This is a genomic window from Polaromonas sp. P1_E1_2 (assembly GCF_056406035.1).
On sequence record NZ_JBFUAZ010000207.1, the window covers coordinates 1 to 6,310 of the forward strand.

Genomic DNA, 6,310 nt, shown 5'->3' on the forward strand with positions numbered 1-6,310 from the left:
TAGGCGCGGCGTACCTGCTGTGGATAGGCGCGAAAATTTTGTTTTCCAGGGCGCCGCAGGCCACCACTGACCTCGTCGCGGCGGCTGCCGCCCAGCCGGAGCGGCGCCTGAAAGCCGTCTTCATGGGGGGCTTCTGGACCAATGTACTGAACCCCAAGGTGGCGATTTTTTTCCTGGCCTTCGTGCCGCAGTTCATCGCGCCCGGCACTGACAACAAGGCCCTGGCCTTTGTGTTGTTGGGCGTGCTGTTCAATTTGAACGCCATCCCGGTCAATTCGGGCTGGGCCCTGGCGGCTGCCTGGATGGCCCGGCGCGATGCCGTGCAGCGCGGCATGCACTGGCTGGACCGCGCGGCCGGCGCCATGTTCATCGCATTCGGCCTCAAGCTGGCCTTTACCGATCATCCGGCCAACTGAACCGGTTCTATATAGCTCCAGAACGAAGAAGCGAGACGCGTCATGCCCAACACCCACAAGATCACGCCGCAAGAAGCCCTGCAGCGCACCATCGAGCACCGCGAAATCTTCCACGACGAGATGCTGCACATCATGCGGCTGATCATGAGCGGCGAGATGTCGCCCGTCATGATGGCAGCGCTCATCACCGGCCTGCGCGTGAAGAAAGAAACCATCGGTGAGATCACGGCCGCCGCGCAGGTGATGCGCGAGTTTTCGACCAAGGTCAATGTGGCCGACAAAACCCATCTGGTCGACATCGTCGGCACCGGCGGTGACGGCTCGCACACCTTCAACATCTCGACCTGTTCCATGTTTGTGGCGGYGGCAGCCGGCGCCAAGGTCAGCAAGCACGGCGGGCGCAGTGTCAGCAGCAAGTCGGGCAGCGCCGACGTGATCGAGTCGCTGGGTATCAACATCAACCTTTCACCGGAGGCCATTGCCCAGTGCATCGAGCAGGTCGGTGTGGGTTTCATGTTTGCGCCCAACCACCACCCGGCCATGAAAAACGTCGCGCCCATCCGCAGGGAGCTGGGCGTTCGCACCATCTTCAATATCCTCGGCCCTTTGACCAACCCGGCCAGCGCACCCAACATCCTGATGGGCGTGTTCCATTCGGACCTGGTGGGCATCCAGATCCGCGCGCTGCAGCGCCTGGGTGCTGAGCACGCGCTGGTGGTCTACGGCAAGGACGGCATGGACGAGGTCAGCCTGGGCGCGGCTACTGTGGTCGGCGAGCTCAAGAACGGCGAAATCACCGAATACGAAATCCACCCTGAAGACTTCGACATGCCTATGGCCAGCAATCGCGCGTTGCGCGTGGAAACGCCCGAGCAGTCGAAGGCCATGCTGCAGGGTGTACTCGACAACCAGCCGGGTGCTGCGCGCGACATTGTGGTCCTGAACGCCGGGGCGGCGCTGTATGCCGCCAATGTGGCCGATTCCATGAAGGCTGGCATCGTGCTGGCCCGCGCTGCGCTGGAGTCGGGCGCGGCCAGGGCCAAGCTCGATCAGCTGGTCRGCCACAGCCAGAAGCTCGCCTGACGGCTTGCCGGCGGCGCATGGCTGAGCAGCTATCTATTCCCGTGCGGTCACGCGCGCGTCGGTTGCGGCGAAATGCAGGCCGACCGTGCTGCCTGGCTCGGCCACGCTCAGCAGGGCGTCACTGAACACCAGCAGTTCACCCAGCGGCGTGAGCACCACGCTTTCGATCCGGCTACCCAGGTAAGCCTGCCGCAGGACTTTTCCTGTCAGTGTGCTTGCTTCCAGTTCGCCRATACGGATGCGGTGTGGGCGTATGGCCAGGGCCACGGCACCGTCCGGCATGCCTGGCGGCGGGACAACCCGCACATCAACCTGGTCGGCGCGGAAGAAATGCTGGCCTTGCACTGTGACCAGCTCGCCGTTGATCAGGTTGGCGTCGCCGATGAAGTCCGCCACAAAACTTGAGACGGGCGCCTCGTACAAATCGCGCGGCGCGCCCATCGTCGCAATGCGTCCCTTTTGCATGACCACAATGCGGTCTGACACCGCCAGCGCCTCTTCCTGGTCGTGCGTGACGTAAACCACGGTGAGTTGCAGGTTCTGCTGAAGGTCGCGGATATCCTGGCGCACCTTGCGGCGCAGCTTGGCATCCAGGTTCGACAAGGGTTCGTCAAACATCAGCACGGCCGGCTCCAGCACCAGTGACCGTGCCACTGCCACGCGCTGCTGCTGCCCACCGGACAGCTCCGACGAGAGCCGATCGGCGTAGTCGGCAATGCCGAGCAGGTCCATTTTGGTTTTTGCCAACGCCACGGCCTGCGGTTTCTTCATGCCGGAGGCGAGCAGGCCGTAGCACACGTTCTCCAGCGCGCTCATGTGCGGGAACAACGCATAAGACTGGAAAACCAGGCTCACGTCGCGCTGGTTCGCCGACCTGCCGGTGACGTCCCGGCCATCGATGCGGATCACGCCCTCGGAAGGTAGCTCGAGGCCTGCGATCAGCCGCAGCAGTGTTGTCTTGCCGCAACCGGAAGGCCCCAGCAGGGTCACCAGCTCTGCCTTGTCGATGGTGAGGTCAAGTGGATGCAGCGCAACCACCTTGCCGAAACGCTTGACGACGCCTTGAAACTCCACTGCGGCGGGGAACGGGTTCATGGCAGGGCCTGCTTAAAAAATAAGTGAAACGAAAAAGATGTGACGATGACCCAGAGGCTCAGGCGGTGGATACCGCGCGCCGCCCCAGCTCCGCATTGCCGATGAAACGCTGGATGAGCAGGACGCAGGCCAGCATGATCACGATAAGCACCGACGAATAGGCAATGGCGAGCGCGTACTCGCCGACTTCGACACGCCCCGCGATATAGACCGTCGAAAGGTTGTGCTGGGCGGTCGCCAGGAAGATCACTGCGCTGACGGCCGTGATGGCGTGCGTAAAACTGAACACAAGGCTGGCAATGATGGCGGGACGCAGCAGCGGAAGGATGACCCGCGCGAACGTGCGCGATGTGCTCGCGCGCAGCGTGGCGGAGGCTTCGTCGAGCGAACGATCGAGCTGCGACAGGGCCGAGACCGTGGCCCGCACACCCACCGGCATGTTGCGAAACACCAGACACAGCACGATGATGGCGAAGGTGCCGGTGAATTCAAGCGGCGGCACGTTGAAGGCGACGATGTAGGCAACACCGATCACGGTGCCGGGCACGGCGAAGTTCACCATGGTCAGGAATTCGAAGGCGCGCCGGCCCTTGAAGACGTGGCGGCTTACGACATAGCCTCCCAGCAAGCCCAGCGCGGTGGTAAGAGGTGCGGCAACAGCCGCGACGCCGAGCGTGGTGAAGAGGCTGTTCCACGCCGAGCCCGAAAACACCAGGCCACCTGCGCCCCAACTCAGGCCAAAGCCAGTCTCGAAGTGCTGCAGCGAAGGTGTCAGGTCGAACCTTCCGATGTCCTTGACTACGCCGCCGATCAGGATGATGCCGTACGACAGCACCGTCAGCACGCCCCAGGGAAGGACCAGCGCCAGTGCGCCCCACTTGACGCCTGTGGGCAGCGCGGCGGGMAGGCCACTGTCGCCTTTTCCGCTCACGGATGTGTAGGAGGCCTTGCCGATCCAGCGCTGTTGCAGTGCAAAGATGCCGACCGTCAGCAGCAGCAGCGTGACGGCGAGGATAGCCGCGCGTGATGCATCGTGCTGCGCGCCGGCAATGGCGAAGAAAATTTTCGTCGACAGTACCTCGAAATTTCCCGAGAGCACCAGCGGATTGGCGAAGTCCGCCAGGCTTTCCACAAAACCCAGCAGGAAGGCATTGGCAATGGCAGGGCGCACCAGAGGCCAGGTCACGGTGCGGAACACATGCCATGGCGAACCCCTCAGCACCTGGCCCGCTTCTTCAAGCGTCGGGCTGACGAGGCGCAGCGCACCGCTGATCAACAGGAAAGCCAGGGGCGTAAAGCACACCACTTGCGCCAGCAGTACGCCGGGCAGGCCATAGATCCAGCGCGACCGGGCAATGCCGAACCAGTCGCTCATCAGCTGAGTCACGATGCCGGTTCGGCCGAACAGGATGATGATGGCCAGGCCGATGACAAAAGGCGGCGTGACGACCGGCAGGATGGAGAGCACGCGAAGGCTGCCGCGAAAACGCCTGCCGCCCCGCTCGGCCAGCAGGGCCAGCGCGAAACCGAAAAGCGTGCTTCCGATGCCGGCGAGGGTGGCCAGAACGATGGAGTTGATGGCCACGCCGCATCTGACGTTGCCGGCGATGCAGCCCGTGCCCCAGATGTCTTCGCTGAAAAACCGGGCGGCGGCGGTCTGGATCAGCCAGTTGCCCCGTTCGTCCACGAAAGCCGCCAGCAGCATGCGCCCGATCGGGTAGATGACAAAAATGGCCAGCAGCAGCGACAGGATGCAGACGATGCCGGAAATGGCGGCATCGCTCTTGAATGCGCCGGCACGTGTTGCCAGCACGCTTGCGACGGCGGCCAGCACGCACCCGCCGGCAACGTAAGCTGAGCTCTGGGTCCACGGCATCAGAAGCACGCCCGCTGCAATGCCCAGTGCTGCCAGCAGCCAGCTCAGCGGATCAGCCCGCACGCGTGGGGCGGCTGCCATCACTGCAATGGGTGTAGTCAAGGTGTGACGTGATTCATCAGTGAGCAATGGAATTGCGGGATGTGTTCAGCGCTCACTTGGGCAGTGCCCCGATGTCCTTGTCCCATTTGCCCAGCAGGCGCGAGCGTTCGGCCGAAGCGCCGTACTTGGCGAAGTTGTAGTCGATCAGTTTGACGTCGGCCAGCTTGGGCGCCTGTGGCGGCAAGGATGCTTTTTTATTGGAGGGGTTCTGGTACGAATGCGCGACCGTGGCAATGTCCTGCGCTTCAGGTGTCAGGGCCCAGTCGTACCATTTTTTGGCGTTGGCCAGATTTTTGGCACCCTTGATGATGCTCATGCTGCCGATCTCGTAGCCCGTACCCTCGCACGGTGCGACCACCTTCAGTGGAGCGCCTGCCACGGCGTGCGTGACGGCGTCGTGCAGAAAGGTGATGCCGATCATGCTTTCGCCGGTGGCTGCCGCACGGGCTGGCGCAGCGCCCGACTTGGTGTATTGGTTGATGTTGCGATGAAGGGCCTTCAGGTAGTCGAAGGCCTTGTCTTCGCCCATGATTTGCACGAGGGTGGCGAGYAGCGTGTAGGAGGTGCCGGACGAGTTGGGGTTGGCGACCTGGACTTCGCCCTTGAACTCCGGCTTGATCAGGTCGGCCCAGCATTTGGGTTCGGGCAATTTGCGTTTGGCCAGCTCGACGGTATTGAAGCTGAACCCCAGGGCGCCTGCATAAACGCCGACCGTGCGGTACTTGGAGGCCTCGGCTTGCTTCACGGCCCAAGGGTGCAGATCAGCCAGCTTCGGCGACTTGTAGGGCTCGGTCAAACCTTCCTCGGCGGCCTGAAGATGAGGGTCGCCCGTGCCACCCCACCACACGTCACCGCGCGGGTTGGCTGCTTCAGCCTTGATCTGGGCGTAAGTTTCGCCCGAGCTCTTGCGTGTCATCGACACCTTGATGCCGGTGGCCTTTTCGAAGGCCGTCACCATGGGCCGGCACCATTCTTCCTGGACGTTGCAGTAAACCACCAGTTCTTCGGCTGCGCGGGCGGGGGACGACATGGCGCAGGCCGCGGCCGCCAGAACCAATCCTGGAAAAAGTGATTTGAATGTGAACTGTTTCATCTGTGTCTCCTTCTTTATGTCGTCAATGGCGCCTGCGGTACGGCGTTGAAGCCACCTTAGCAGCCGTCAGCGCAGCGGTATACCCGTTAAAACGCTTAGTTCCGAAGCCAGTCTGGCGTTGGTCGCCAGCACCGGGTTTCCCTGGGCCAGGCCGTTGTCGGCCCAGAAGTCGTTGACGCGGCCTCCGGCTTCCCGGACCAGTAGCAGGCCGGCTGCGACGTCCCATGAATTGATATGCGCCTCGGCGTAGGCTTCGCATCGCCCGGCGGCCACATAGGCCAGCCCCAGCGCGCCGGAACCCGCGCGGCGCACCGAACAGCCCGCATGCATGCACCGGCTGACCAGCGCGAGGTATGAATCCGGTGATCGGCGCGGAGACCAGCCAATTTCGACGGAAGAGGCGGACAGCTCGACCTGTTCGCTCACCTGAAGCCGCACGCCGTTGCACCACGCGCCGTGGCCGCGTTGCGCAATGAAGAGCTCATCGTGCATGGGCTCATAGATGGCGCCGGCCTCGAGCTCGCCGTTGACCATGAGGCACAGGGAAATGCAGAAGTGCGGGATGGCCCGGGCGAAATTCGCCGTTCCATCCACCGGGTCGACAATCCAGAGGCGAGCTGCGCCGCCGGTTTCTCCTCCTGCTTC

6 protein-coding genes are annotated in these 6,310 nt (G+C 63.1%); 2 read left to right on the top strand and 4 right to left on the bottom strand.

From position 1 onward, the window contains the following. Together AC1D1P_RS11450 and trpD are read left to right on the top strand one after the other, a co-directional pair. The coding region (locus AC1D1P_RS11450; RefSeq protein ID WP_477673054.1) for a LysE family translocator at positions 1 to 416 on the top strand (416 nt) is incomplete at its 5' end. Positions 417 to 458: 42 nt separating this feature from the next. Continuing rightward, positions 459 to 1,499, top strand: a complete 1,041-nt coding sequence (gene trpD, locus AC1D1P_RS11455; RefSeq protein ID WP_477673055.1) for an anthranilate phosphoribosyltransferase — start codon at positions 459 to 461, stop codon at positions 1,497 to 1,499. A 33-nt stretch (positions 1,500 to 1,532) separates the two neighbouring features. On the opposite strand, the gene AC1D1P_RS11460 is transcribed toward trpD, so the two are convergent. The 4 genes from AC1D1P_RS11460 to AC1D1P_RS11475 all read right to left on the bottom strand — a co-directional run. Next, complete coding sequence (locus AC1D1P_RS11460; RefSeq protein ID WP_477673056.1) at positions 1,533 to 2,594, bottom strand: ABC transporter ATP-binding protein; 1,062 nt, start codon at positions 2,592 to 2,594, stop codon at positions 1,533 to 1,535. A gap of 58 nt (positions 2,595 to 2,652) precedes the next feature. Continuing rightward, entirely contained in the window at positions 2,653 to 4,572 is a 1,920-nt protein-coding gene (locus AC1D1P_RS11465) for an ABC transporter permease (RefSeq protein WP_477670731.1), read from the bottom strand. A 52-nt stretch (positions 4,573 to 4,624) separates the two neighbouring features. After that, entirely contained in the window at positions 4,625 to 5,665 is a 1,041-nt protein-coding gene (locus AC1D1P_RS11470; protein WP_477670732.1) for an ABC transporter substrate-binding protein, read from the bottom strand. A gap of 66 nt (positions 5,666 to 5,731) precedes the next feature. Further along, on the bottom strand, positions 5,732 to 6,310 hold a 579-nt coding region (locus tag AC1D1P_RS11475; RefSeq protein ID WP_477673057.1), incomplete at its 5' end, for an inositol monophosphatase family protein.